This is a genomic window from Paenibacillus sp. Y859 (genome assembly GCF_056786405.1).
Window position 1 is genome coordinate 81830 of record NZ_JBXCIZ010000008.1, and the last position, 24304, is coordinate 106133.

Annotated in this window: 18 protein-coding genes and 1 other annotated feature; of the genes, 3 read left to right on the forward strand and 15 right to left on the reverse strand. The window is 41.1% G+C overall.

Annotation, left to right across the window (positions count from 1 at the left end; genetic code table 11):
- Positions 1-234: 234 nt before the first annotated feature.
- Together AC1TO8_RS16585 and AC1TO8_RS16590 are read right to left on the reverse strand one after the other, a co-directional pair.
- On the reverse strand, positions 235-3945 hold the full coding sequence (locus AC1TO8_RS16585; protein WP_482056743.1) for a glycosyl hydrolase 53 family protein: 3711 nt from the start codon (positions 3943-3945) through the stop codon (positions 235-237).
- A gap of 312 nt (positions 3946-4257) precedes the next feature.
- Positions 4258-5163, reverse strand: a complete 906-nt coding sequence (locus tag AC1TO8_RS16590) for a helix-turn-helix domain-containing protein (protein ID WP_482056744.1) — start codon at positions 5161-5163, stop codon at positions 4258-4260.
- A 466-nt stretch (positions 5164-5629) separates the two neighbouring features.
- Here AC1TO8_RS16590 and AC1TO8_RS16595 point away from each other — a divergent pair, with 466 nt between their 5' ends.
- Positions 5630-7117 (forward strand): methyl-accepting chemotaxis protein, encoded by a 1488-nt coding sequence (locus AC1TO8_RS16595; protein WP_482056745.1) that lies wholly within the window; start codon positions 5630-5632, stop codon positions 7115-7117.
- Between the two features lie 133 nt (positions 7118-7250).
- Here AC1TO8_RS16595 and AC1TO8_RS16600 read toward each other — a convergent pair whose 3' ends face one another.
- The 13 genes from AC1TO8_RS16600 to AC1TO8_RS16660 form a co-directional block, all read right to left on the reverse strand.
- Complete coding sequence (locus AC1TO8_RS16600; protein WP_482056746.1) at positions 7251-7613, reverse strand: DUF6933 domain-containing protein; 363 nt, start codon at positions 7611-7613, stop codon at positions 7251-7253.
- Positions 7614-7672: 59 nt separating this feature from the next.
- Complete coding sequence (locus tag AC1TO8_RS16605; RefSeq protein ID WP_482056747.1) at positions 7673-8008, reverse strand: hypothetical protein; 336 nt, start codon at positions 8006-8008, stop codon at positions 7673-7675.
- A 186-nt stretch (positions 8009-8194) separates the two neighbouring features.
- Positions 8195-8662: a hypothetical protein gene (locus tag AC1TO8_RS16610; protein ID WP_482056748.1), complete on the reverse strand. Its 468-nt coding sequence runs from the start codon at positions 8660-8662 to the stop codon at positions 8195-8197.
- A gap of 250 nt (positions 8663-8912) precedes the next feature.
- Positions 8913-9329, reverse strand: coding sequence for a hypothetical protein (locus AC1TO8_RS16615; RefSeq protein ID WP_482056749.1), 417 nt, complete (start codon positions 9327-9329; stop codon positions 8913-8915).
- A gap of 131 nt (positions 9330-9460) precedes the next feature.
- The gene (locus tag AC1TO8_RS16620) at positions 9461-10063 is read right to left on the reverse strand and encodes a TetR/AcrR family transcriptional regulator (protein ID WP_482056750.1); all 603 of its coding nucleotides are present in this window, start codon (positions 10061-10063) and stop codon (positions 9461-9463) included.
- 86 nt (positions 10064-10149) lie between these two features.
- Positions 10150-11304: a YhgE/Pip domain-containing protein gene (locus tag AC1TO8_RS16625; RefSeq protein WP_482056751.1), complete on the reverse strand. Its 1155-nt coding sequence runs from the start codon at positions 11302-11304 to the stop codon at positions 10150-10152.
- A gap of 398 nt (positions 11305-11702) precedes the next feature.
- A complete protein-coding gene (tyrS, locus tag AC1TO8_RS16630) occupies positions 11703-12965 on the reverse strand; it encodes a tyrosine--tRNA ligase (RefSeq protein WP_482056820.1) in 1263 nt (420 codons plus the stop codon).
- 136 nt (positions 12966-13101) lie between these two features.
- Positions 13102-13322 (reverse strand) — a binding site (T-box leader).
- A 91-nt stretch (positions 13323-13413) separates the two neighbouring features.
- On the reverse strand, positions 13414-14748 hold the full coding sequence (locus AC1TO8_RS16635; protein ID WP_482056752.1) for an extracellular solute-binding protein: 1335 nt from the start codon (positions 14746-14748) through the stop codon (positions 13414-13416).
- Between the two features lie 12 nt (positions 14749-14760).
- Positions 14761-15558, reverse strand: a complete 798-nt coding sequence (locus AC1TO8_RS16640; protein WP_482056753.1) for a response regulator — start codon at positions 15556-15558, stop codon at positions 14761-14763.
- Complete coding sequence (locus tag AC1TO8_RS16645; RefSeq protein WP_482056754.1) at positions 15555-17309, reverse strand: cache domain-containing sensor histidine kinase; 1755 nt, start codon at positions 17307-17309, stop codon at positions 15555-15557. The genes AC1TO8_RS16640 and AC1TO8_RS16645 overlap by 4 nt, the downstream gene beginning before the upstream one ends.
- A gap of 260 nt (positions 17310-17569) precedes the next feature.
- Positions 17570-18271, reverse strand: coding sequence for a DsbA family protein (locus AC1TO8_RS16650; protein WP_482056755.1), 702 nt, complete (start codon positions 18269-18271; stop codon positions 17570-17572).
- A gap of 165 nt (positions 18272-18436) precedes the next feature.
- Positions 18437-18820 carry a RidA family protein gene (locus AC1TO8_RS16655; RefSeq protein ID WP_482056756.1) on the reverse strand — a complete coding sequence of 128 codons (384 nt, stop codon included), beginning with the start codon at positions 18818-18820 and terminating at the stop codon, positions 18437-18439.
- Positions 18821-18865: 45 nt separating this feature from the next.
- Positions 18866-19864 carry a Gfo/Idh/MocA family protein gene (locus AC1TO8_RS16660; RefSeq protein WP_482056757.1) on the reverse strand — a complete coding sequence of 333 codons (999 nt, stop codon included), beginning with the start codon at positions 19862-19864 and terminating at the stop codon, positions 18866-18868.
- A gap of 246 nt (positions 19865-20110) precedes the next feature.
- Here AC1TO8_RS16660 and AC1TO8_RS16665 point away from each other — a divergent pair, with 246 nt between their 5' ends.
- Positions 20111-21043, forward strand: coding sequence for a copper amine oxidase N-terminal domain-containing protein (locus AC1TO8_RS16665; protein ID WP_482056758.1), 933 nt, complete (start codon positions 20111-20113; stop codon positions 21041-21043).
- A gap of 13 nt (positions 21044-21056) precedes the next feature.
- Complete coding sequence (locus AC1TO8_RS16670; RefSeq protein ID WP_482056759.1) at positions 21057-24302, forward strand: DUF5704 domain-containing protein; 3246 nt, start codon at positions 21057-21059, stop codon at positions 24300-24302.
- Positions 24303-24304 lie beyond the last annotated feature (2 nt).

Here is a 24304-nt window from a genome sequence, read left to right on the forward strand (position 1 = left end):
TCTTGCACCTCTTTGCTCTAATAGTCTTACCCTATTATAGCACCACTGTGAAATCACTCTATGAATAATAATGATCCCTATTTCCGAATTAAATAAAGAATGGTGGCACCAGGGTAATTAAACCCTGTGCTACCACTTTCACGTGAGCTGGAGCTCGCATATTAGAACTTACAATATCCAATAGTTCTGGGTCACATCAGATCAGGCTACAGCCACGCTACCGAATAAAGACTCTCATTTCAATACTCGATTGATGATAGTTACTACTTCTGCCCGGCTTAATAACTTATCCGGTCGGAAGCTTCCATCTGTCATCCCTGTCATGTACCCTGCCTCTTGAACTAAGGCAATATTATGAACCGACCAATGGTCTTTCGTATCCGGGAATGATGAAGACGATTCTCCGGTCAGATTCATCCAGCGTACCACAACCGCGGCCATCTCGGCTCTGGTCATCGACAGACTCGGTCCAAATGTGCCATCCTTATAGCCTGTCATCAATCCTTCTGATGTCACTTTAAGAATATCAGTTGTTGCCCAACGGAAATCTATCTTATCCTTATAATCCACGGTCTGGACATTTGAATCCCCCGCTGCTCCAACCCGTGACAGGACCGTTGCCATTTCGGCTCTGGTAATGGATTGATCTGGTCTGAATGTCCCGTCAGGATACCCTTGCATATACGGTTGATGCTCGAACGCTTTCCAATTTTCCATATTTAGTACAGTAAATGTACTAAATTGAGTAACGCTGAACTTCAGTCCAAGCTTATCGGTCGAATACTGCACTAATTGAGGTTGTACCAGCACTTTCTCGCCGTCACTATGCTCAATAAAGATCACCAAATGAGATAAGAATGCCTCCCGCTCAGCCGCATCCGTTGGAATCACGTTACTTGGCAGCGGCAGAATCAGGTCTACCGGATGACCTTTTATACCTGTCTCGATGGTCATTGGACGGCCTACGACTTTAATATTCCCTGCGCCCGCAGCCGCTTGAACGACCTTCGCTTGCTTCGCCCGCTCCTCAACAGACTTGATCGCATTCGCATTCTTAACGGGAGTGAACTTGAATTGGTATTCCCCGTCCAGCGAGGCTATGGTTTGCAGTGGAAGGATTAATCTTACATTGTCTGTATACACTTCCAGATTCACCTTGCCGGAAGCCAATGTCTTCATGGTGGCCTTAGATATTCTAATCTCCACCTCAGATACATTGTCTTCTAAATCTGGGAAGACTAATCGAACTGTATTTAGTCCACCTGCAACGAGCTTATTGATGGCTTCAAGAGCATTGGCCGATGTATACTCAACCTTGTCTTTCTTCGTTCCGTCCGGCTGAGTCGTCCGATTAATAATAATATTCGAATTAGGCTGAGAAATTACCCCCTTAGGACTCACCGGGGTTCCCGGAGTTTCTGGAGTTTCTGGAGTTTCTGGAGTTTCTGGATCAGGCTCCTGCCCCTCAACATCTTTGACAAAGCTTACATAGAAATCATCAATCGTTCCCCATGCGCCGCCATCCGCTTTGATATCAGCTCCGATCGTAAGGGTTCCATCGGTAACTAGAATATTCAGGATCTCAGGATTATTCCATTGCGCCCATCCATTGACTCCTGTATTGATTTTCACTTCCTTGCCGACTGTTACGGCAAAAAGATTCATCTCGGGATTTGCAGTATCTCCCCCTTGGATAAACATGGAGAGATAATAATATCCCGATTTCAGCCCGGATATGGTCTGCTCTACTCTAAAGTCCACCGCATTCGCAGAGTAGAAGTGCAGAGAATAGTTCCCTGTCTTGGCATCCGAAACTTTGTTCTGATAGTCTGTATGTGGTTCACTTCCATCTCCATAACTGATCTTCCACATACTTCTATCGGTATTCTCAAAGCTTGCATTGACGATGAAGTTCTCTTTTTTAATTTCTAGAAAAGCCTTTACCGCCTGACCGCCTGCTGCTGTTCCGCCGATCACGTAGCTGCCGGCACCCTGGCTAATGGCTTGATCAATCGCGGCTTGGTCCCAGACAACCGATATTAATCCGGAACTTCCATCATTGTAAGTGACGCTTGTGACACTTGGCAGATTGATCGGCTCACCAGCAATCGCGCTCACCAAGACATCCTTAATTTCATCTATGGCAATGGAGGCAACAGCCCCTGTGTTCACATATTTGAATACATTCAACGAAGCAAGTGGATGTCCGTTGAAATCGAACAAAGCCTGGTTGTCAACGGCACTTCCGCCATACCATACTCCCGCATCTTTAGGATCATATTCCTTCGCAAAGCTTGCGGCCCAACCGGAACCGTATTGTTCCCAAATACCTTTATTCTGCTCTAAGTTGTCTTTCCGACCTACCGGAAGCCATGCGGGCTCCCAATAAAACACACCAATTCCCGCTTCACCTACATTCGCAACTGCTTGGATCACGTCTCTAACTGAGTTGGCCTGACCCTGAACACTGATGGGGTAATCCAAGGTTTGACCCGAGCTCTGAGGAGCTGTATTTTCGTGCCCATCCCCATCTTCAGCGGTATAAGCGTAAGAAGTTTCGGCTACCATTACCTTTTTTCCATAATTATCGGCAACCTGCTTCAACTCAGATGTCAAATTACTTAATGTACCGTGCCAGAATGGATAATAAGAACTTGCAAACACATCATAGTCTACATTATTATTCTGCAAGGTTTGCGCATAGCCAGCATATCTACCCACCGACTCCGGATTTGTAAAATGTAGAGCGATCAGAATATTGGGGTCGATCTCTCGAATTGCTCTGCTTCCCTCTTTAAACAATTGGCTCATCTTACCCCAATCAGATTCACCGACGAATTGTCCATTGGTTTCATTCCCTACCTGAACCATACCAATATCAATACCCTTAGCAAGCAAGGCTTGTAAACTTTCTTTGGTATAGTTATACAGTGCGATCTTCTTATCTTCGAAACTCAAATTTGCCCATGCCTTGGGCGTATGTTGCTTGGCCGGATCGGCCCAAAAGTCGGAATAATGGAAGTCCACTAGTAGCTTCATACCATTAGCAGTCGCTCTTTTACCGATTTCAATCGCGGTTGCCAGATCGTTATTACCACCGCCATAACCATTTCCTGCTGTATCCAAAGGATCATTCCATATACGTACCCGAACGTAATTAACCCCAGCTTCATGTACGGTTGTAAAAATATCCTGCCCATCCCCGCTCTCATTATAAAACTGGACTCCGCTATTTTCTAAAGAAATAATACTAGAGATATCCACGCCCTTAATAAAGTCAGGCTGAAGTCCTTCAACTTTCTTCACAAAAATATCCGCGGCCACTGGTGGAGTCACCGGTGGTGTTACGGGAGGTGTTATTTCAGGACTCACTTGTTTCAACTCAAAGCGATCCAAATATCCATATGCCGTTGGAGCGCCACTTATGTTCGCCCCGATCACAAGATCAGATGTATCCTGCTCTAAGACAAATTTCATGCTGACCGTCCCCCAAGCATTATAGCCAGTGGTGGTAGCGACGGATGTCTTCTCGCTTCCCGCAAACAATTCAACATTTCCCGCTTCATTATCAATTACAGCGCCGCCCATTGACTTGACCGAGAGCTCATAGCTTCCCGCAGGGAGGGACATAATCGTTTGCTTCACCGTCAACGCCTGGTTTTCAGAAGCCGTATCCTTGATCCAATATTTGAATGCGTGCTCTCCTTCTTCCGGTATGATCCATTGGTCCTTGGCATATGCATATTGCTGTGGATCCACTTGATCCCAGTTTTCCGTTTCCACACTCCATGATTGATCGGTCCAAAAGTCCGATTCAAAACCACCATTCACAATATACGAACTGTTCAACTCTTCAGCCAAAGCAGTCCCCATGTTGAATGAAAATGAACTTAACGTCAACAACACAGCTAAAAATACAGAAACAATCTTTTGTTTAACTCTCATGTTCTAATCACCTTTCTACCCTAATATTTCGATACAAATGAGCATTTCTGATTCATGTAAGCACTTACAACTCACTATACCAATAGTTAAAATAATGGGTAACGTATGATAAGGAAACATTTTGTATGCTTATACAATCATTTTAACTTTATAACATGAAAACCCGAGACCTCCATGCACTGACACGGATTCCTCGGGTTATTCAAACAATGAGTATTCATAATGATGTACAACTAACTGCTTTAACACATGTTCCTATGCCGTTATAATAACAAGTTATTACTTACAAGTAGAACACTCACATCACCCGAGTTAATTCACTGCAACAACAGGTCGTGCCTCAATATACCCTCTATACCCCATTGGAGCAAGTTGAAATCTCGGCGCTACTTCAGGTGCCCAATGGTATCCATAAATCGTCGGATCGAATTTCTCAATATGCCTCCAGACTTCTCCAATTTCACCCTTAAAGTCATCGTCGTTATACGGCTCCCCTTGGAAAATCATCATCTTGCATGGAGGCAACTCCATAAGATCGTATCCACTAGGAACTTCATTGTTGTAATCAAGCGGTAACTCCACGCCTTGCACGTATTGGGAAGTTCCCTTTATGATCAGGTGCTGGGGTAACCATATTCCAATAGGTTCATACATGGCTTCTTTAACACTAGTTAGCATAGGCCATACATCGCAGTCTACTTCTTCACAGTATGCAAAATACTCAGTTGCTTTGATTCCTCTCTTAAGAAGAACCTTTCTGGCAGGCCGTTCAATAATTTGCACAAATACTGTTTTGCTTTCTTTTTTCTCGCTCATATTCATCTCTCCTTTATGAAAAGCCCGGTAGGTATCGAAAACTCTTTCAGGCATAAAAAGTTGAATGGGCGGCGTGTTTTGACTATATTTCTTCGGCGATAAACCAAACTCTTTTGAAAAAGCACGAGTGAACCCTTCGTGAGAGTCAAAGACATAATCTAATGCAACATCGATGATTTTGTGTTCCTCGTCACGTAGAACTAGAGCAGCTTTAGTCAGTCTTAACGCACGCATATAATCAATTGGCGTTCTTCCAATGATATCTTTGAAAATTCTGGATGAATGCCACGAAGAATATCCCGCTACATTGGAGAGCTGCTTAAGTGTAATCCTTTCATACATATGCTCATCAATATATTCCTGCATTTTTTGCACCGCCATGACGATTTCAGCCTGTTTCATTTTCTCACCTCCTTGGATATAGCCTAATTCAAAAGGGAAAGTAATTCTTGACCTGAAATGCTCTGTATTCCATTTATCTATCTTCATTGGTACCTGTGAGCTACCACTTCAGAAATACAATGAACTCAATACATAGAAGACATTGAGCTTGTTGTACGTCTAATCTATATCACGATTCAAGACTAGCGTTATCTGAATGCTGGTCTTCCTCTTGACACGGTCATTGTACCTAGAAAAGGAGACTACTCTGGGTCATTACGGACTGGGTGAACATTGGAGAATATACATACATTAAATGGTTTGACAACATTTTCATATGGATCTAAACTACATTATATAGGTCTATACTACTAAATATTCTTTGGTATAAATAATATTCATAGTCATATTTTTCTGATTACATGGCAATTTCATATATATATATATTCAAATGAAATATAATCTATTATTCACTGGAGGATCATCGATGAAGAATCAAGACACCTATAATACAATCAGGGTGCATAAAGTTAATTTACTAATAACGATCTTGTGCGTCCTCCTTACTTGCACACCTATTATCTTCGCGATAGGATTTTCCCAAAGTATTACTTTTATTATTGCAAGCGCTGCACTTATTATGCTATCTACGATTAATTTCTATCTACCTATCAATACATATCTCAAGGGACTTTTTTTTGCTGTACTACCAAGCTTAGTCATCATAGCTCTTTTCTACCTACACGGTTATGCCTTATCTAAGCACTATATTATTATTACAACCATAGCTATGATCGCTTTATATTTTAAGAAAGAACTGATTCTCGCATACGGGATATACATAAACCTGGCCATCATCATAACCTACCTCATAAGCCCAACGAGGTTAATGGGGGATGTCAATTATGGCGTACAGGATTTCATAATCATGCTAGTACTGTTGGATTTATTATTGGTCCTGTTATACTTACTAACCCATTGGGGAAGAGCTCTGATTAATGAGTCTCAGCAGAAGGAAATAGAAACACGAAAGCTATTAGAGAAACTAAAAAACACGTTTAATTCTATTGAAGAAGGTACCGATTCTTTAGATAGCAATATAAGTCATTTCAACACGAATATTTCAAACATTTTCGATTCAAGCCATGTCATCTTAGATTCAGTACAACAAATGGCTATTGGTATACAGAATGAAGCGAATAGCATCAGTCTTGTCAATCAATCTATGGATAAATCCCTACAACAAGCCAATCAAACCATCGCCATATCTCAAGGAATTGTAATTAAATCTGACGATCTAAACCTAAAAGTTCGTGACGGATGGAATAAGATCCAAGTCGTTACAGACCATATAAACACGGTTAGTTCAGCCATAAGTACTACTGCTGTCACTGTTTCCGACCTACAAACAAGTCTATCAACCGTTAACTCTTTACTAGAGGGAATCAAACAAATTGCTGGGCAGACGAATTTATTAGCTCTCAATGCTGCCATTGAATCAGCTCGTGCTGGAGAGCACGGAAGAGGCTTTGCCGTCGTTGCTGCTGAAGTTCGGAAGTTAGCTGAGCAAAGTGAGCGAATGGCCATGGATATATCAGAGGTAACCACAGCGCTATTCCTTCAATCAAAGGAAGCTCAAGAAACGTCCATTCACGGTGAATTCGCAGCGGTTGAAGGACAGAAACTATTAATTGAAATTTCCTCCTATTTTGAAGAGATAATAGATTCCTTCGAAGAAACGAATCAAGAACTTTCAAAGGGTATGGATGAAATCGCATCTGCTACGGATAACTTTACTAATATTCAAATTCAACTTGAAAATGTAGCCAATATATCTGAAGAAAATTCAGCTTCCACTCAAGAGATTCTATCAACCCTTGAGAATGAACACGCGCTAATAGCTTCCATAAACACAGCTGTTGCCGAAGTACGTCGATTAAGCAAGCAGTTAAAAACTATGGTTAATTCTAATTAATATACATTATGTGATAAAAACACATGCATTGCTAGTTTATTTTTCGTCTTTGCATTCTCACTCTTATGCACTTTCATTTCTTAAGACCTCCATTGAAGCAGACAGTACGTCTGCTTCTTGTCGTATAACTTCGCTATTCCTCTTCATAGGATGCAAAGCCCTCGATCTTACTCATTTCCTTCTTCAATATATCTATAGGATGTGCATAGCCAAGTGTTCCGCAGAATAAACGGCCTGTCCATTTATTGAGTTCTACTAAATTGAGATGATCACTTGGTATGTATTCTTCAATTTGCCACGATATATGTTCAGCCTTTAATCCATATAACACAATGCAGTATCGCGTCAGATTGTTCATGAGAATAACGCCTTTTCTTCGATCGAACATAAATAGATTGGCATGCCACTCACAGAATGGCTCACGCTTGATCGGCGTAATATCATTTGTCTTTATTTTCATAGCATCAGCTAACTTCTTAGTACATTGAATAAACATATCTTCACCTCAACCTTTCCTTATTTAACTATAAATGATGGGTTCGACATAAATCTACACTACATCACATACTCCAGATCATCCCGACCGCAAACAAAACAGTAATCCGAATAGTTCCATTTATACCCTCCATCTGTAACAATAAGCTCTTCTTGAATGAAGCTTTCATTCTTCAGGAATTCTCTTAATCGATTGATGTAGGTACGAACCTTCTGTCCACTCCACTCTAACTTGTCTTGCAATTCTTGTTGACTCCATGATTGTTCAGAACTGAGAAGTTTGCTTAGAATTTCCTCCTTACAACCTGAAATACGTATCTTATCTCCTGTGTATAAAATATACTTCTCACCGTAGTCCGTACAATCCAGTATAAAAGTAGCACTATTCTGCTTCATTCTCTGAAATTCCGCTATGCTTAGTAGATTCCTACCCTCTTGGGAGACTGTGCTTTGTTCGCTACATCCACACTTTGTCTTTTATAAGCTAACGCTAATTTAGAGTACCCTTTAAATTTTTGAGATGTATTGAGCATTGCCCAGTCTTCTATAGGTTGATCATGGCTTCTGTTTAACCGTGGTGGATCATAGGATTGTCCATTTCTGATGATCACCTAATGCAGCTTGAAGCCTTGGGCTAGCATCGTCACCTACAACGACATTCCATTCATAATGGAGACCTGTAAATTTAAAATATTGATGTTGAAGTAGGTGAAACCACGCCGCAGACCAACCATTGGCAAAATACACTTGAGGCACATTCCGTCTATGTCCATCACAACCACCAGTAACAAGGATTCCGCTAGCGCTCATCGATTTCACAAGTAATGCAATCCCACGATCTAGAGATAGACTATTCCATCGCACACCATGATTTCGTTTCGTAAAAGCTCTCCATGAATGAAAGTGATTCGGGATAAAAGATCTACCATACTGCACAGGTAATCTTTCAATCATCGTTATAATTTCCGCGGGCATCACGGGGGTCAGTATTTGCATTTGATGACCTGAGTAGCATACGGGAACGCCAGCATGTCCTAGCAAATGCTTCAAATCCTGTAAATCTTGTGGCCCATTGCCTGCGCTCAGAATGATACGATCTCCTTCTACTCTAATAGAAACCCTCTTTTCACTAAGGAAGCTGCTAACTGTTGTGCTGGCTGATTTACAATGTTGTTCTTTTTCATATCCAATTCATCTCCTCATCTAACTTCTAAACCCATTAAAACGTGAGGTAGGTTACAGCCTGTGTAACACAAATAGACCGAGGGGAAATCCCCACGGTCATATCGATAAGTTTATTCTAAAAGCAATGAATCAACTCAGCAATTTCACTCACATCATTATAAAGTAGTACCCTAAGAATATAAGGTGCATGAGCTTTGCGGTTGGGGGCGGCAAGATACTCACTATATGAATCATAATAGTCACTTGCGTAATCTACCAGTTGCTCTGCTAAGTCATTACGTAGTTCTTCGAGTGATGCTGCCTCACTAACGATATCTTCAACCTGTTCTATAGAACCTGTAAAGACTCCCTTTTCTTCTTCAAACTCAATAGTAAACTCATAGATTTCTAATAACTGTTTCATTTGCTGTAGTGAAAAACTAGTTATAATATCCCGATTACGTTTCACGAACTGAGGCTTCTCTCGAACAACATCATCGATAAAATTTCCGAAATTAGCTCGAACTTCTGTTGCATTCAAAATCGATTGCATAAGCATTCCCTTCTCCTCTTCAAACTAAAAAACAGCTCCTTCCTCGTTAGAGAAATGAGCTGCCTTAACTAGTCTACGTCTCGTTACCGGATGATACGTACCGCTAATTTTAACTATAGTGGGAAATATCATTAGACTTCCTTATCATTTACTTGTAAACCCTTTAAAACAAACTGTATTGCCGTTTGTTTCATCAATTTATAATCCTTTATATTCTCAGCATCCGTCTCACTGATTAGCTTGTGATATTTTTTATACGATAAACATATCCCTTTAATAATAAGCGATGTATGCTCTAATGAGTCAAAATGAAATACTCCCTCCTTCTTACCTTTGATTAGAATTTCATCCAATTTGGACCACGTAGGTTGTATATATGAGAGGATAGCCTTAGAACGTGGTGACTCCATCGCTAGCTCTTGATTGATAATGGAGCTTAATTCTTTATCTTCATAGCTGAAAGATATAATTTGATCCACCAAAAATTGAATGGCTATTAACGGATCATCAAGGTCTTCATCCATTTCTTTCATTATGTTTACTTCTGTTCCAGGGAAAAACATTTCGAATATGTTTTGCAATACTTTTTCCTTCCCACCAAAGTGGTACGAGACCAAAGATATATTGGCGTTCGCTTTCTCACATATCTGTCTGACCGTCGTTCCTTCGAATCCCTGCTCAGCGAACAATTGTTTAGCCGCAAGTAAAATACGTACTTTTACATCTCGCTCCATTCGTTTCAACAACTCCTGTTCATACCCTAGGTGAAAAATTTTACTTCAACTGGAACCTTTGTTTAAACATATGATTAAAACTGATTTTAATCAAGTAGATTGTGTTCGACAAGCTCAGATGAACCTTTTTGTTTCCTAAGCACCGTTACCATCAATCCAACACCGAAACTACATAACAATGTAATCAGAAGGGCCAAAACATCCTTGTGCGTATTAATGCCGCCGAATCCTAAATTCATTAATCCTTCAACCGCATATGTCGCCGGTAATAATTGGCCAGACCATTGATAGAAGTCACTTAACATCTCTCTTGGTACGATCGTTCCGGAGGTCACGAGCTGTAGGGAGAGCATTGCCATATTTGCCAACATACCTGCCATACCAAGAACGAGAAGGAACATTTGGGCGAAGAACATGAACGTTAAGATCGTTAAGAAATGGAATAACCAGAAGGAAGAAAATCCACTTTCCATCTGCCCGCCCAGAGCCAAGATCAAAGAAGATCCTGCTAACGATACGACGATAGCTCCAATAATGTTAAGTAGTGCACAAGCTATAAAATGCTGCCATTTCGAGATTTCAGACCCGATCATCAATGATACTTGATATATGTTCATGACCATCAACATCGCGCCAACATAGGAAGCCAACACGAGCATCATGGGAACCATTTGATTGTGCATGCCATTTACAGGATAGATCGATTGTTGATCAGATTCAACCTTATTCAATAGGCCTTGTGCCGTTAGTGATGCTTGCTCGGATGGCAAATGAAATTGTTCCAGTACCATTTGCGTTCCTTGGAGTCCAGCATTGTGATTTAATTCATTGGTAAGTGTCGTTACAACGCTTTGCATGGCACCTTTTGTTACTTGTGAGTTAGATTCATTGAGTGTGTAGGAGATTTTCGCTTTCGTGTCTGGCGTTTGTAGATTTTTTCCGAAATTATCGGGGATCGTTACGATTAAATGAACATTTCGTTGCTTCAGATCATGAATTGCAGCTTCTTGGGTCGTCGTTATCGTTTCAAATGGTAGTTTTCCTTGTAATTGCTGTACAATCGTTTGACCGAACTCACCATCTTCATTGACGATCGCAATTTTCAAATGATTGGTTCGTTCTAGTACTCCATCATATGCCGTCATCCAAAATGCACAAAAAATAATTTGCGCCATCAAAGCTACGACGATGGCTAGAATTGTTTGGGGCCTTTTAACATATGCCAATATTGCTTTTTTCATTTTTCTTACCTCTTTTCATAATCTTCATTTTTAAAACAATTGTTTTAATCAAACGTTCGTTTAAAAATAACTCATTATTTTACTGTAGTCAATAACTATTTTTATTGATGGTTCCCGCAACCCTCCAATGATATATACGTCAACTCACTAACTCGATAACCGGCCCTTCAGCAAATACAAATAGGACTGTTCCAAAAAGTCATGTTCATGACCTTCAGAAACAGTCCATCATGTTGGATCATGGATATATTCCATTTGAGGCCTATTACCGGCACTCAGAATGATACAATCTCCTTCGACTTCCAATAGGAACCCTCTTTTGACTAATGTAGCCGCCAACTTTAGCACTTGTTGATTAACAACTCCACTATTCTCATTCATGAATATCAATGACTTTATTAATCCACTAATCTAACTAGGCTGTATTTCTTCTTACCTTTACGAATAATGATGAACCGGCCGTCGAATGATTTCTCTGCAGATACTTCCGTGTTTAGATCTGCTACTTTTTCACCATTCATAGAGATCGCTCCATTCGTAATATCTTCTCTTGCCTGACGCTTGGATGGTTCGATACCTAGATCTACTAACCAATCCACAATATTCTTTGTTTCTTTAGTCGCTTCGAAAGTAGGCATTTCTTTAAATCCTTGCTCAATTTCATCCGCTGTTAATGATTTAATGTCTCCACTAAATAAGGCTTCCGAGATTTTAATGGCTTGTGCTAAAGCTTCTTCACTATGAACGAATTTGGTCATCTCTTCAGCTAGTACTCGTTGTGCTTCACGTTTACCTGGTTCTGTATTCACTTTATTCTCTAATTCATGAATGACGTCTTGCGTTAGGAATGTGAAGTATTTCAAGTATTTAACGACATCACGATCATCTGTATTCAACCAGAATTGGTAGAATTCATACGGTGATGTTTGATCAGGATCTAACCAGATCGCGCCACCTGCTGATTTACCAAATTTCGTACCATCTGCTTTCAACATTAATGGGATCGTTAATCCGAATGCCTTCGCTTCTGAGCCTTCTTTTTTACGAATTAAGTCTAGGCCACTTGTGATATTCCCCCACTGATCAGATCCACCAATCTGTAATTGAACTCCTTCTTCTGCATATAGGTGATGGTAATCCATAGACTGAAGAATTTGGTATGCGAATTCGGTAAATGAAATTCCACTATCTAGGCGACTGGATACAACATCTTTAGCCAACATCGCATTGATACTGAAATTCTTCCCATAATCACGTAAGAAGTCGATCACATTTATGTTATGAGTCCAGTCATAGTTGTTTACCATTTTCAGTTGTGCATCGTTATCTGTAACGAATAACTTCTTCATCTGCGCTGTTAGGGCGTTCACATTGTCTTGTACTTGCTCTAATGTCTGTAATTGTCGTTCGGATGAACGTCCACTTGGATCACCAATGGTCCCAGTCGCACCACCAATTAAGATAACAGGTAGATGTCCGTATGCTTGGAATCGTTTCAACACCATGAATGGAATTAAATGTCCAATATGCATGCTATCCCCCGTCGGATCGACACCGCAGTACAAAGCAATCTTCTTCTCACTGACTAATTCGCGTAACCCTTCTGCATCTGTCTGCTGATTAATCGCGTCGCGCCATTCTAACTCATCAATAATATTCATGTTACTCATTTTCATTCAGCCCCTTTTCATATCAATATTGATTTATCCCCTAATAGTGCGTGTTCAAAAAGTCAGCTTTTTGAACTTCCTCTAAATAACGCCATAACGCAAAAATCGCCCCTATGTCTACAATAGACATAGGGACGATTGAATAACCGTGTTACCACCCAAATTGCATAAATAGTGTGACTCCTCTATTCATACCACTCTTAGCAAGAGTATCGTTTGCTAGTCCGCTTAGTATTACCTAAGATACTCCAGAGTGTAATTCGCAAGACTGTTTGTGCTAGGTTGCATCAACCCCTAGCTTTCTGAATAACAGTGACAGCTTGCTACTAATTCCTTCAACGTATACCGTGTATTAGATTAACGTCATTATAGAGAATGAATAGCTCGTTGTCAATTCACAATCTGTTACATTCCGTTATCTCTTGTCATAACCATCCATTTAATTTCCCTTCTCTATAGCCTCCATATGTTGCTTCGCAAATTCTGCTGGAGTAACTACCTTACCGAATAATGCCTGGATCATATTCAAATGTTCTTGAGCGGCATTCGATTTCATTTGCACATCAACAAATAATGTAATACTACTAGCGCTGTTCAATTCATTAAATAGATCAATATACAACTGCGGTAAAGATCCCTGCGTTGTATCTACCTTCGTTGCTGGGATAGCTCCCGCAACCGTTACAGACTGTTCCCCCCACTTGGAAACAAAGTATTCAACAAAAGCTTTGGCTTCATCTTTAACCTTGGATTGTTCAGCTACGAATAGACCTACACCAGGACCACCAACCCAACTGTTAATATTCCCCTTTCCACCTTTAACGGTTGGGAACTTGAAGAATCCAATATTATCTTTGAATTCTTGCGGAATATCTGGATTGGTCGTGTAGTTCGGTAGCTCCCATGTTGCCATGAGATACATAGCCGCCTTACTATTCATGAATACAGATTTACCTTCATCATGGGAAAGTCCATTAAAGCCTTTGTTGAAAGCATTCATATCTACTAGAGTCTGAATTTCAACAGCTGCTTGAATTAGACCTGGATCATCGAATGAACCTGAACCGTCAATCGCCTTCTTAAGAGTTTCGTTCCCTGCGATCCGATCTGCTAAATACATATACCATAATGATCCTGTCCAGCGGTCCTTGTTCCCAAGGGCAATTGGAGCTACAGCATGATCTGTTAGCGTTCTCACAACTTGCTTGAATTCATCGTATGTTGTTGGAACCTGAAGATTATATTTAGCAAAAATGGCTTTGTTATAATAAATGGGTGAGATATTCAGTTCAATGGGAAGTGCATATGTCTTGCCATCCGCGGTATACGCTTCAGTGATACCGCTCACAAATTTATCCTTTAGTTGTTCCCCGCCAAGAATATCATCCAGTTCTGCGAACAGGCCAGCCTTGACATAAGGCTCCATAAACCCTGCCGCCCATGTTATTCCTACATCTGGTAGCTCATTAGACGCGGATAACACTTTTAATTTGTTCTTATATTGCTCATTTTCTAGAATCTCTTGCTTTATGATCATATTAGGATGGTCAATCTGATACTGATTGATAATGTCACTTACAAGCTTATTCTGCTGTGCTGAGCTTCCTGCTGGCCACAAATGCATCATATTTAAAGTGACTTTCTGTTCAGTTCCACCCTTCGATGCACCGTTCGTCTCTTTTTCCTTATTGCCGCTTGTCCCATTACACCCAGACAATACAACCATCATGGCAAGTACAAGTAGCAGACTAGAAGTTATCTTCTTTCTAGACATCACTTCAACCCCTTATTCTATCTCATCTTGCTGCCCAATACGTTGTCTATATCTGCTTGGGCTAATCAATTCCAGTGACTTAAACACTTTGATGAAATATTTATCGGTCTGATAACCTACCTTTAAAGCAATCTCACCAATGGGCATTCGGGTCTGTGTAAGTAGCATCTTTGCATGTTGAATCCTACTACGCGATAGGTATTCACTGAATGTCATTCCCGTCTGTTCTTTGAATAATACGCTAAAGTAGCTAGCATTCAAATGAAGCAACATAGCAAGTCCACTCAGAGTAATCGGCTCTTCCAGATGCTCTTCCACATACGCCATGGCCTCACGAACCGGCGTACTCTCGCCTTCGTTCGATTTATCTACCCCCATTAGTTTCTTGTCGACTAGCTTCTCTATATTCTCTCTGCGCCTCTTCTCGACGCCGACTTGCAATGCCTGCTGTACGACGCTCAGAAGCTCTTGTTTATCTAATGGCTTAAGTAGGTAATTGATTGCACCGAATTGAATCGCTTTCTGCGCATATTCGAATTCTGCATAACCTGAAATAACGATCACCGATGGCTTATGGCGCTTATCTTGAAGTGAATGTATTAAATCTAGACCACTAATCTCTGGCATCCGAACATCCGTAATCAATAGATGCGCGTCGTTATGCCGCAGCCATTCCATAGCCTCTACTCCGTTCGATGCCGTCTCTACTCGATAAGGTTGTCCAGTCAGGTAAGCTTCAAGCGTAATTCGAATTCCCTCTCGAGTTCGAGGCTCATCATCCACAATCAGAATTGTCTTTATCAAATTCATCGTCCTCCTTGTTCATTGGGTATTTCAAAAACAACGGTGGTTCCCACTGATACACGACTACTTATGCGTAATCCTTCCACTGCCCCATGATCTCCTTCATAATAAAGATTCAGGCGCCGCTGCACATTGACGAGTCCTACACCTGTTCCCTTCGAAGAAATAGATGGTCCACCCGCCAACGCATCCTTTAATCCATTAAGTATTTCCTCATTCATGCCCGTACCGTCATCTGTAACGGTTACCGTTGTCCAACCTTCTCTTTCGGATGGCATTACACTGACTGTAACCATGCCCGGATTAATCTTGCTCTCCACTCCGTAGAGAATGGCATTCTCTACAATGGGCTGAATTAATAATTTCGGAATGGGGACAGACATAGACTCTGATGATACATCTACCTGCCAACTTAAACGATCTCCAAGCCTCATCTGCATGATTAGCAAATAACGTCTGACCTGCTCCAATTCTTCACCGATCGTGACCCATTCGTCATGATTCGGATTACTAATGGTATAGCGAAATAATTTGGACATCGCCACGACTAGATCAGCTAAATCCTCCTCCCCCTTCTCCTGAAGCGACCAATTAAATGCTTCTAGTGTATTGAAGAGAAAATGTGGATTAATTTGCGCCTGTAGTGCTTTTAACTCGGTACGACTCTGGAGCATTTCTTTCTCATACACAACACGTATTAGCTCATTCATATGATTGACCATCTGATTATACGTATAATTCAATTCACTTAGCTCCATCGTGTATACGGACTCATTATTGGGTGTAAGTACACCAAATCGAGATTTACGCATCGCTTTGATCAGCTGGATAATAGGACGTGTAATCATCGTAGATAATATAAAGGACATAATTAAGAATAACAATGCCCCTATACCACCTGATGCAAACAGAACAGTCCGTAGCATCGATATACCTTCGGTGATATATCGGACAGGTGTTAAAATAATGAGCGTCCAATTCGTCTTGTCTGAATGTTGCTGGACCATCACATAGTCTTTCCCCTCAACTGTCACTGTCTGATCCCCACTATCCAAGAGAAGTTCTAAATCAGCATCTGTTATCCCATTTGTATTAAGCAACCGACCAGTATCGTCCACTAACAGGATAGACTCCCCTGCCTCATTAACTATTTGCAGTTCATCTAGTTGAAAATAACTACGTTGAATACGTACAAGTATATAACCACCTCTAGAGAACCAACGATCCATTAAACTGACCTGCCTGATAGCCAGAATGTATTCCGTATCTTTCGGATCAATTCCCATCCAAACTAGTCGTCCCTTCTGACGATTGGCCTCTTCAATATAACCTTTGTCCACCCGACTGGTCAGCGTACTGTCTCCCATTGGAAACAATAACTTATTATCCGAAGTATATAGCTCCAACGATTCTACATTCGTCGTATACGCTTGATAACCTCCAACGATTTGTAGCAAGGACTGACGTTCGTTAAACGTGCCGGGTTGCCCGTCTAATTCTTTCATCAACAGCTGTTGAACGTATGAATTCGTCGCTACTTGCATAGTCATGCTATCAATCTGTGCAATTAATGCATCCAATCGTCCGGTGGCTTGTACGGCTGTTTGCTGAATATGCTTCTCTGTGTTGTCTTTAAGGAGTGTTGATACTCTATCGAAGATAAACACCCCCGCAACACTAATAATAACGAGCATAACTACACAGAAACCTAAAAATATTTGATTGCGTAGCGTATTGAATTCCCTGAATCTCCCCATCTTACTTTTCATCCCCATAGTGTATATTGACTGATCCTTCGTATATAAATGACCGCGCTTACACTCCCGTGAATCTAATCCACTGGACTTATCCCTAGATAACTATAACAATATCGTTGCAAAAGTACGACTACGATTTGAAGTTAAGATCATATGACCATTAAATTAGAAAGGAAAAAGACACCTACTTCTTAAGGCAAGTGCCGTTCCTCTGGACATCATTTCGATATCACACATATGCTATTTGATGGACATGCCTCTTACTTTACGCTAGCTATCTCCGCTTCAATCGCTACGACTAATTCTTCATAAGAAGAACTAGGAAGGAGCTTTCCGTTCACCATAAATTTAGGAGTGCCATTGACACCTAATGAAGCAGCTATCTTGTAATCTTCTTTCACATCTAATGCATGTGTATGATTTTTTAGATCACTTTTAAATTGATCATAGTCTATATCCGTGATGTTATCTTTTACAAATTGAAGTAAGAATTTCTCCGTAGCCCAGATGTCCTTCTCTACACCCTGACTCTCAAATAGTAATCTTTTATACCGCCAGAATGCGTCATTATTTTGTCGATAAATACTTTCCCCAGCAGCTCCAGCCAATATGGAATCTCGATCAAGAAAGGCAAAATTCATGAAGTATAAATCAATCTTATCCGTGTCCACAAATTCTGCTTTAAATTTCTCTGAATGAGTTGCATTCCACATCATACAAGCCGGACATTTGAAATCAGAAAATTCTATGACTTGTACCCCTGTCGTTCCACTTCCCAAATGTGGTTGCTTGCTGTAATCAATCCCGTCTAGATTCATCTCTCCACGAATTTCAGTATAGTTCGGTAGGTCCTCTAATGCTGTAGAATTCTGCGACTTATTAAGTACAGCTATCAATACCAACAGAGCAATCAACACGACAGCGAATATAATAATCTTATATTTAGAGCTAGTCTTCTTCATATATTCTCCTTCTAACTATTATTGGGAGTAAGTATAACAGATTAGTAGCCTTTCATTCGGTATAAAAAGTCACAACTGGTATTCTAAGGGTGATGCAAAAATAAGACCATAGACGCGAAGCGTCCATGATCCCTTTTTACTAGTGTATTTCCTCAAACTGTCTTATTACAGCTGAACGATGACTTCTATTTCTACTAGAGCATCTTTCGGTAAACGCGCTACCTCTACGGCACTGCGGGCAGGATAAGGCTCTGCAAAAAATCCGCTATATATTTCGTTCACAACTTGGAAATCGTTCATATCTTTTAGAAAAACCGTAGATTTCACGACTTGGTTCATACTTCCGCCTGCTGCTTCGACAATCGCCTTGACATTATTTAAAGATTGCTTTGTCTGTCCCTCAACCGTTTCTGGAAATAATCCCGTGCTAGGATCGATCCCCAGCTGTCCCGATGTGAAGAGCAAACCTCCAACTTTAACGGCTTGTGAATAAGGTCCAATGGCTTGCGGTGCATCATTGGTTTGAATAATTTCTTTGTTAGTGCTCATCGTATTGTATCCTCCATTTATATCACTTCAAGTCTTTGGTTCTTTCTATAATTCAAATGGATACCGTAATCCCCATTGCCCACGTACCTGATCAAGTATTCTCATAATACCTAGCGATTCATCCAGTGTCATAACTGGACTCTCTGTAAGCCCTTCAATCAGACATCTGCCTACTTCTTCTGCCTCAAATGTAAATCCTTCACATTCACGATCATCCGTGAACCGCTCGACCTCTTCTCCACCCACATGAAGTGAAACCGTCTGAGCATTAAAGAAAGATGGGACATGGATCATTCCTTCCGTTCCGTGAATGTATGCCTCATTGTTGAGTTCAAGCCGGATTCCTCCATTCAACGATGCTGTTCGACCGGATCCATAGGATAAAAGAATAGAGAATTGCTCATCTACACCTGTCTCGCCAATATGTGCGGTACTTAGTATCGACTGCGGCTCTGCTCCGAATATCATAGAAGCGAAAGAAACGGGATAAATCCCAACATCCAACAGTGCTCCTCCACCTAACTCTGGGTTAAGAAGTCTTCCTTCCGGTTCCCAGCCAATACGGAATCCAAACTCACCTTTCACCAGCTGTACATCACCGATTCGTCCATCCTTCAACCACTCTTTGACCTTCATAATAGGAGGTAGGAAGCGAGTCCACATGCCTTCCATTAGGAACAGTCTATGTTCCTTCGCATAACTTACCAGTTCTTCTAACTCGCTACTATTCACTGTGAAAGGCTTCTCACATAACACGGCTTTTCCCGCGCGTAAGCAAGTCATCACACTGTCTTTGTGAAAAGGATGTGGCGTTGCCACGTATATTGCATCCACATCGGGATCATTCGCTAATTCCTCATAACTTCCATAGGCTCGGGGAATATCGTGTTGATCGGCAAATTTCTTGGCACTATCTAGCGTGCGGGATCCAACGGCTAAACACTCACCATTCCTCGCATGGACTAAATCCTGGGTAAACTTACCTGCAATCCAGCCTGTACCTAATATACCCCACTTAATCTTTCGCGTATTCGCTTGTGTCATGCTGTGCCTCCTCAAGTCTAATGATAACTATATTCTACCAAATCCAATTGGACAAAGGAAGCTTGCCGCTATGAATATATCATTGTTTAATTATACCAAATCGTTTATCATTATTTCATAATCAAATACGACACAGCGGAAGCACCGCCTACCTTGAGAATCCTTGGTGAGGTGGTGCTTTTTTAAGTATATTCAGAATGGTTATAGTTATTTTATTAAGACACTACTACTATTTAGGAGGAATACATGATGAAAAAAGGACTCATAATTATGGTTACTAGTTTATTAGTTAGCGTAGGAAGTTTGGGTACGTATGCATTACCTGCTATAGCAGCAGAAAGTGTAGAAGTGACTAAACCGGATATTGAGGTATTACTCAACGCAAGGAAGATTACCTTTCCAGATGCGAAGCCATATTCAGAGAATAATCGTGTCATGGTACCGATCCGCTTTGTCAGCGAAGCCTTGGGCGCAGAGGTGAAATGGGATGGTGGGAAAGAGGTTTCGATTGTAAATGATAAAACAGCTGTTACATTAACGATTGGTTCTAGTGTCGCTATTGTTGACGGTAAAAATGTTACTTTCGATACAAGCATGAAAATTAACAAACAACGCACGTATGTACCACTACGATTCGTTAGTGAAACATTGGGACAAACCGTGGATTGGGATGAAAATTGGGTATGGATTGGTTCTAAAGATGCTCCGACTCCGGAAGAAGCAGGTGTGAAGGTGCAGAGTATAGATACGGTGGCAAAACTATTTGCTAATGCACCGGAGTTTCTTATGGATACAAGGAAAAATACTTATTCAGAGGTACTAATTGCTGACAAGTCACAGTTACCTTTGAAAATTGGCAAGGGGTACGGAGAAACGACGATTAAAGATTTAGTTCTCATGAGAAATGGAAATGATTATGGGCTTAAGATCACATATATGGGAACTCCATTTAACATCTTCTATATTGATCAAAAGGTAACGCGGTTTCGAGACCATATCCGATATATGGATACAAAAGATGCAAAAGGGAATAGCGCTGTATTCTATAAAACAACAAGTCAACGAGATTATAATGATTTTGGAGATAAAAATTATATGCAGTTTAAAATTCAAAATGCTGTTTATATTGGTTTTAGAATTGATGATAATCGACTGTTTTTAATTAAAAACCCAATCTAAGGAGTTCTTGCATATGAAACGCTGGATACGATTAGTATTAGTTTTCGTTATTGTCTTTTCTGTATTCTCCACGCTCATTCCAAAGGTTTGGGCGGCCAATATTCCGACCTATCCAGACTACAGTGATAACACGGATACGTACTATTTTGTAGCTAACATGTACTATGAAGTTTGGAAAGGTACAGGTGGGGATGATGATTGGCGTGGGGGAGTTCGACCTGGTGATTCAATGTCGCAGGATTATCCCTATAACTTTGATTTTGCAGGGAGAAAAGTACTAGACGTCTCAATAGACGAGTTTGATGCTACACAATCGGTTGTCATTGATGGGCAGCAAGTCAGTCAGCAAGATGTCTTTCACTTTTCACGTTATAAGAGTGTATATTGGCGAGATTTTGAGGATACATCAGCTACTGGGTATACCAGTACGATAGTTGGTGGCGTAACAGGAATTAATACTAGCAGTGTAAATTTAGTCATAAAGGTCACGGGGGAACTTAATGCCAAAAAAGCTGAAGATCCCTCAATAGGTGGAGGATTCGCAAACGGTGTTAGAGCAGAAAGACACTATTACCCAACACTGATCACAATCAAGCTTGAACCCAAAGCAAGGAAAGCGGTAATCAAGCATTTTACAACAAGTGGCGTATCTTTAAATGGTATAGCTGGGTTCACGGATGAAACAAGAGCTTTATTGGTAGGTACAAACTACTCTTTCACGCATACATCAGGAACTGTAAATTACGTATATAAGGGGTATAAGAAAAGTACAGTCGCTACTCCTTCGGGTGGAAGTATCGACATCGGAGATCCTCCGGCACTTAATCCTTATGATGGAACTTTCTCAGTATACTATATCAACTATTACTATGAAGGTGTTGAACCTGACATACCTGATGATCCTGAACCCAATACAGTGGATTGTACAGCTCCATCGCCTGGAGCCAATATGAATGGCGTTGATCTTAATCCCAATGTGAGTGCAGTCATCAAAGCGGATTCACGTGGGAATGAACAATTCAATGTACTCTTAGGCATACCAACATCAGAAAGTCTCTATGGAAATGTGTGGTCTAAAGATTATCTATATAAATTTGGGTATCAACAAATGACTGGAACCTGTACGTATACGGTGAACGTTACAATGCCTGCAGAAGAACCGGATCCTGATGCGCCACCATTACCAGACCTACCAGCACCAGATCCGGATGCACCACCGGAGGAACCACCAGCGCCTTCTTCAGAACAAGTTACGGTAGTACGTGACTATTCATTCTGGACGATCCTCAACGTGGAAGTTCATAAGATTGATGAAGCGACACTCATGAATTATGCCTTTAATGGGAATGGCATCCGAATATCACCGAGTGGATATAATGCGCCATACTATGCTACAGCACAGAGTAGTGGATATGAACCGGCATCGGTTCCTGAAACCGTTGAAGCTATGCCAAATCAAAATCCTCAAGACGCAGCAGAAATGGCCGTTGGTGAGGTTCGGGTGAAGAATGATACATTTACTTTCTATACGCAGACATTGATGAATGGGTCAGGGACGGGAGGACATGGATCAACCCCAACGGCGATTCCAACAGCACCCATCACCGGTGACAATGTGTTGTATAGTCCTGGGAATATGATACCGAGTAGTAAGACGAACAAGGCGGACCAACCTAGTTCAGGAACGATTTATTATAGCCAGGTTAATGGATCCGCGAAGTTGAATTACCCCATCAATGGTATCAATACGGTGACTGTACATACGCCGACCGTCATTTATGCGAATGCTTCGGATGATGCAGCACATAACCAGAAGACAACGCCTAATTATAGCCGGAGGGCTTTTATACTTGATCGCAATATGAAAGTGTACATGCCTACGAGTGGGCAACATCGTAATATTCCCGGGTACGGAAACCGTGATTATGCAAAGTATATTAAGACCAAACAGGTCCGCTTTGAATTTGATGTCTATACAGCTGACAAATCCATATTCCATCCGAAGGATACTTGGATCACTGTACCTGTTTCAGAATTAGAAACGACGTTCTTCCTACCTGTGTGGGTCGATGAGGGAGACTATACCGTTTACTTCAGATACTTTGCTGAAAATTCACCTTTATCCGGATTCACGACTGAATCGGAAGCGAATTTGAACTTAATCAACCATGTAGCAACGGATACCGTACCTGTAGAAGTGATTGGCAGATTATATGACTTTCGTATAACGGATATCGCTGATCCGAATTGGGAAACGGTGTTTCGAACAGCTGTTGGTAGCCCTACACCAAGAGGGACTTCCTACTGGGTAGGAACGAAAGGAATCGATGGAAGTGCTAATGGTTCCTATGCTCCGTATGTCCTTCCAATACTCAGAGGAAGTCATCCTGTATCTGCTTTCAAGACCATGTCGGTTAAGACAGGCTATCATTTCAAATTCGATCTGAAGACTAAGGGCAACATGTTTGAAGATAAGGATGCAATTCAGATCACGCCGACTTTTTACTTCCAGGATAACGATGCTTCAACACCTGCGAAACGAATTGAAGTTGATCTGTACTACCATTCGGACACTGCAAAGTTCGTGAAGATCGGATCGGCTGCGGATTTAGATCGTCGAAATATCATCCTTGATAAACGCTTACGCAATGTTCCTGTTGCTGACATCGTGAACACAGCCGGATCGATATATGATATGAATACGGGTTGGTCGATCACAAGGCCACAGTATTTAGCAGCATTCCAAAAAAGAGCAAAAGAAGAGACGTATGTAGGTGGATATGGATTTGAAATACTTCCATCCCCATTACGTACATTCATTAACACATTTAACAGGCCCGACAATGCAAGTGCAAGTCCAGCTAGAACGAATGCTTCCATTCAACAGTGGTACGGAGAATACAGTTTACCGGCTGCAGTCTATGTCGTTGCCAAAGGAACCGATTTGGCCGCTTATGGCAGATCGAATCGACTAGATGAAGCTTCACCGATCTTTTTACGTAAAGGTTATATCTCTGTCAATTTCAATATTGAAACGATTCGAAATGCAGATTTAAAGAAATCCCATTTACAATATATCCATGGACCGTTAAATAACCAGTGGTGGGATATGGAAGGCTTTGATGGTACAGATGGAGTGCGAGATCGAATCATTACCGATCCTTATGGTGTTCAATTCATCTTGCAAGATGGCGATGTCATTTTCTATGATGCAAATAAATCTTCGTATGATGATTACGCGCCAAATGGAACACATTAACA

Excerpts from the sequence above, each read along its gene's own strand:
- AC1TO8_RS16585 (WP_482056743.1), bottom strand. The coding sequence starts at position 3,945 with ATGAGAGTTAAACAAAAGATTGTTTCTGTATTTTTAGCTGTGTTGTTG.
- AC1TO8_RS16590 (WP_482056744.1), bottom strand. The coding sequence starts at position 5,163 with ATGAAACAGGCTGAAATCGTCATGGCGGTGCAAAAAATGCAGGAATAT.
- AC1TO8_RS16595 (WP_482056745.1), top strand. The coding sequence starts at position 5,630 with ATGAAGAATCAAGACACCTATAATACAATCAGGGTGCATAAAGTTAAT.
- AC1TO8_RS16600 (WP_482056746.1), bottom strand. The coding sequence starts at position 7,613 with ATGTTTATTCAATGTACTAAGAAGTTAGCTGATGCTATGAAAATAAAG.
- AC1TO8_RS16605 (WP_482056747.1), bottom strand. The coding sequence starts at position 8,008 with ATGAAGCAGAATAGTGCTACTTTTATACTGGATTGTACGGACTACGGT.
- AC1TO8_RS16615 (WP_482056749.1), bottom strand. The coding sequence starts at position 9,329 with ATGCAATCGATTTTGAATGCAACAGAAGTTCGAGCTAATTTCGGAAAT.
- AC1TO8_RS16620 (WP_482056750.1), bottom strand. The coding sequence starts at position 10,063 with ATGGAGCGAGATGTAAAAGTACGTATTTTACTTGCGGCTAAACAATTG.
- AC1TO8_RS16625 (WP_482056751.1), bottom strand. The coding sequence starts at position 11,304 with ATGAAAAAAGCAATATTGGCATATGTTAAAAGGCCCCAAACAATTCTA.
- tyrS (WP_482056820.1), bottom strand. The coding sequence starts at position 12,965 with ATGAATATTATTGATGAGTTAGAATGGCGCGACGCGATTAATCAGCAG.
- AC1TO8_RS16635 (WP_482056752.1), bottom strand. The coding sequence starts at position 14,748 with ATGTCTAGAAAGAAGATAACTTCTAGTCTGCTACTTGTACTTGCCATG.
- AC1TO8_RS16640 (WP_482056753.1), bottom strand. The coding sequence starts at position 15,558 with ATGAATTTGATAAAGACAATTCTGATTGTGGATGATGAGCCTCGAACT.
- AC1TO8_RS16645 (WP_482056754.1), bottom strand. The coding sequence starts at position 17,309 with ATGGGGAGATTCAGGGAATTCAATACGCTACGCAATCAAATATTTTTA.
- AC1TO8_RS16650 (WP_482056755.1), bottom strand. The coding sequence starts at position 18,271 with ATGAAGAAGACTAGCTCTAAATATAAGATTATTATATTCGCTGTCGTG.
- AC1TO8_RS16655 (WP_482056756.1), bottom strand. The coding sequence starts at position 18,820 with ATGAGCACTAACAAAGAAATTATTCAAACCAATGATGCACCGCAAGCC.
- AC1TO8_RS16660 (WP_482056757.1), bottom strand. The coding sequence starts at position 19,864 with ATGACACAAGCGAATACGCGAAAGATTAAGTGGGGTATATTAGGTACA.
- AC1TO8_RS16665 (WP_482056758.1), top strand. The coding sequence starts at position 20,111 with ATGATGAAAAAAGGACTCATAATTATGGTTACTAGTTTATTAGTTAGC.
- AC1TO8_RS16670 (WP_482056759.1), top strand. The coding sequence starts at position 21,057 with ATGAAACGCTGGATACGATTAGTATTAGTTTTCGTTATTGTCTTTTCT.